The organism is Listeria grandensis, from assembly GCF_014322885.1.
Classification (GTDB): Bacteria; Bacillota; Bacilli; order Lactobacillales; family Listeriaceae; genus Listeria_A; species Listeria_A grandensis.
In genome coordinates this window covers 1-3,340 of the sequence record NZ_JAASUG010000025.1, presented here as the reverse complement: position 1 = coordinate 3,340, position 3,340 = coordinate 1, and the positions used below count along the sequence as shown (strand labels likewise).

Below are 3,340 nucleotides of genomic sequence, written 5' to 3'. Positions count from 1 at the left end.
TACATTGCCCGGCGACGACCTACTCTCACAGGGGGAAGCCCCCTACTACCATCGGCGCTGAAAAGCTTAACTTCCGTGTTCGGGATGGGAACGGGTGTGACCTCTTCGCCGTAACCACCAGACAATGTGTAACTACCTGAAAGAACGCGGTTCTCTCAAAACTAGATAAGAAAGTTGGTCTGTGCGTGACCGTTCGTGCCCGAGTCTCTTACTTTTTTTGGTTAAGTCCTCGATCGATTAGTATTTGTCCGCTCCATATGTCGCCATACTTCCACTCCAAACCTATCTACCTGATCTTCTTTCAGGGATCTTACTTTCTTAAAGAAATGGGAAATCTCATCTTGAGGGGGGCTTCACGCTTAGATGCTTTCAGCGTTTATCCCTGCCACACATAGCTACCCAGCGATGCTCCTGGCGGAACAACTGGTACACCAGCGGTGTGTCCATCCCGGTCCTCTCGTACTAAGGACAGCTCCTCTCAAATTTCCTGCGCCCGCGACGGATAGGGACCGAACTGTCTCACGACGTTCTGAACCCAGCTCGCGTGCCGCTTTAATGGGCGAACAGCCCAACCCTTGGGACCGACTACAGCCCCAGGATGCGACGAGCCGACATCGAGGTGCCAAACCTCCCCGTCGATGTGGACTCTTGGGGGAGATAAGCCTGTTATCCCCGGGGTAGCTTTTATCCGTTGAGCGATGGCCCTTCCATGCGGAACCACCGGATCACTAAGCCCGACTTTCGTCCCTGCTCGACTTGTCAGTCTCGCAGTCAAGCTCCCTTGTGCCTTTACACTCTGCGAATGATTTCCATCCATTCTGAGGGAACCTTTGGGCGCCTCCGTTACTCTTTAGGAGGCGACCGCCCCAGTCAAACTGCCCACCTGACACTGTCTCCCCACGCGCTAAGCGTGGCGGGTTAGAATGGTCATACAGCCAGGGTAGTATCCCACCATTGCCTCCTCGTAAGCTGGCGCTCACGTCTCCTCGGCTCCTACCTATCCTGTACAAGCGGTACAAACATTCCATATCAGGTTGCAGTAAAGCTCCACGGGGTCTTTCCGTCCTGTCGCGGGTAACCTGCATCTTCACAGGTACTATAATTTCACCGAGTCTCTCGTTGAGACAGTGCCCAGATCGTTGCGCCTTTCGTGCGGGTCGGAACTTACCCGACAAGGAATTTCGCTACCTTAGGACCGTTATAGTTACGGCCGCCGTTTACTGGGGCTTCAATTCGTACCTTCGCTTGCGCTAAGCACTCCTCTTAACCTTCCAGCACCGGGCAGGCGTCAGCCCCTATACGTCACCTTACGGTTTTGCAGAGACCTGTGTTTTTGCTAAACAGTCGCCTGGGCCTATTCACTGCGGCTCTCTCGGGCTTGCACCCTAATAGAGCACCCCTTCTCCCGAAGTTACGGGGTCATTTTGCCGAGTTCCTTAACGAGAGTTCTCTCGCTCACCTTAGGATTCTCTCCTCATCTACCTGTGTCGGTTTGCGGTACGGGCAGTACTATTCTAACGAGAGGCTTTTCTTGACAGCGTGAAATCAGGAACTTCCGTACTTAATTTCCTTCCCCATCACAGCTCATGCTTCGCGAGAAGCGGATTTGCCTACTTCTCACACTCACTGCTTGGACGCACCTTTCCATCCGTGCGATTCCCTATCCTTCTGTGTCACCCCATTGCTCAAACAAATAGCACTGGTACAGGAATATCTACCTGTTGTCCATCGCCTACGCCTATCGGCCTCAGCTTAGGTCCCGACTAACCCTGGGCGGACGAGCCTTCCCCAGGAAACCTTAGATATTCGGTGGACGGGATTCTCACCCGTCTTTCGCTACTCATACCGGCATTCTCACTTCTAAGCGCTCCACCAGTCCTTCCGGTCTGACTTCACCGCCCTTAGAACGCTCTCCTACCACGAACCTCCTAAGAGGTTCATCCACAGTTTCGGTAATATGTTTAGCCCCGGTACATTTTCGGCGCGGGGTCACTCGACCAGTGAGCTATTACGCACTCTTTCAATGGTGGCTGCTTCTAAGCCAACATCCTGGTTGTCTATGCAACCCCACATCCTTTTCCACTTAACATATATTTTGGGACCTTAACTGGTGGTCTGGGCTGTTTCCCTTTCGACTACGGATCTTATCACTCGCAGTCTGACTCCCGAGTATAAGTACATGGCATTCGGAGTTTATCTGAATTCGGTAACCCGAGAAGGGCCCCTAGTCCAAACAGTGCTCTACCTCCACGACTCTTTACCTCGAGGCTAGCCCTAAAGCTATTTCGGAGAGAACCAGCTATCTCCAGGTTCGATTGGAATTTCTCCGCTACCCACACCTCATCCCCGCACTTTTCAACGTGCGTGGGTTCGGACCTCCAGTGAGTATTACCTCACCTTCATCCTGGACATGGGTAGATCACCTGGTTTCGGGTCTACGACCTGTTACTCATGCGCCCTATTCAGACTCGCTTTCGCTACGGCTCCGCTTTTTCCGCTTAACCTTGCAACAAATCGTAACTCGCCGGTTCATTCTACAAAAGGCACGCTATCACCCATGAACGGGCTCTAACTACTTGTAGGCACACGGTTTCAGGAACTGTTTCACTCCCCTTCCGGGGTGCTTTTCACCTTTCCCTCACGGTACTGGTTCACTATCGGTCACTAGGGAGTATTTAGCCTTGGGAGATGGTCCTCCCGGATTCCGACGGAATTTCACGTGTTCCGCCGTACTCAGGATCCACTCTGGAGGGAATATGCTTTCAATTACAGGGCTGTTACCTTCTTTGGCGGGCCTTTCCAGACCACTTCGTTTACCACATTCCTTTGTAACTCCGTATAGAGTGTCCTACAACCCCAAGAAGCAAGCTTCTTGGTTTGGGCTCTTTCCGTTTCGCTCGCCGCTACTCAGGAAATCGATTTTTCTTTCTCTTCCTCCAGGTACTTAGATGTTTCAGTTCCCTGGGTCTGCCTTCCTTACGCTATGTATTCACGTAAGGATACTATTCGATGAAGAATAGTGGGTTCCCCCATTCGGAAATCTCTGGATCAACGCTTACGTACAGCTCCCCAAAGCATATCGGTGTTAGTCCCGTCCTTCTTCGGCTCCTAGTGCCAAGGCATCCACCGTGCGCCCTTTCTAACTTAACCATGTGGGTCGTTGTTCTTTCGAACTCGCCACGGGTATGTTCCTAACGTCTACGCACCAGCGATGGTCGTATCGGTTAGTTGAAAGATTCACTTTCAGTTGATTCTCGGTTCTTACTTGGTTGGTACAAGTCAACGACTTATACCGCACTTTACTAACTTTCTTATCTAGTTTTCAAAGAACAACTTTCTT

The 3,340-nt window shown here is 51.6% G+C and carries 2 rRNA genes; both read right to left on the bottom strand.

Going from position 1 to position 3,340, the window contains the following annotated elements:
* Nucleotides 1-6 precede the first annotated feature (6 nt).
* Nucleotides 7-122: ribosomal RNA gene (rrf, locus tag HCJ54_RS15215) — 5S ribosomal RNA — on the bottom strand.
* 95 nt (nucleotides 123-217) lie between these two features.
* Nucleotides 218-3,150 (bottom strand): 23S ribosomal RNA (locus tag HCJ54_RS15210).
* Nucleotides 3,151-3,340: the final 190 nt, after the last annotated feature.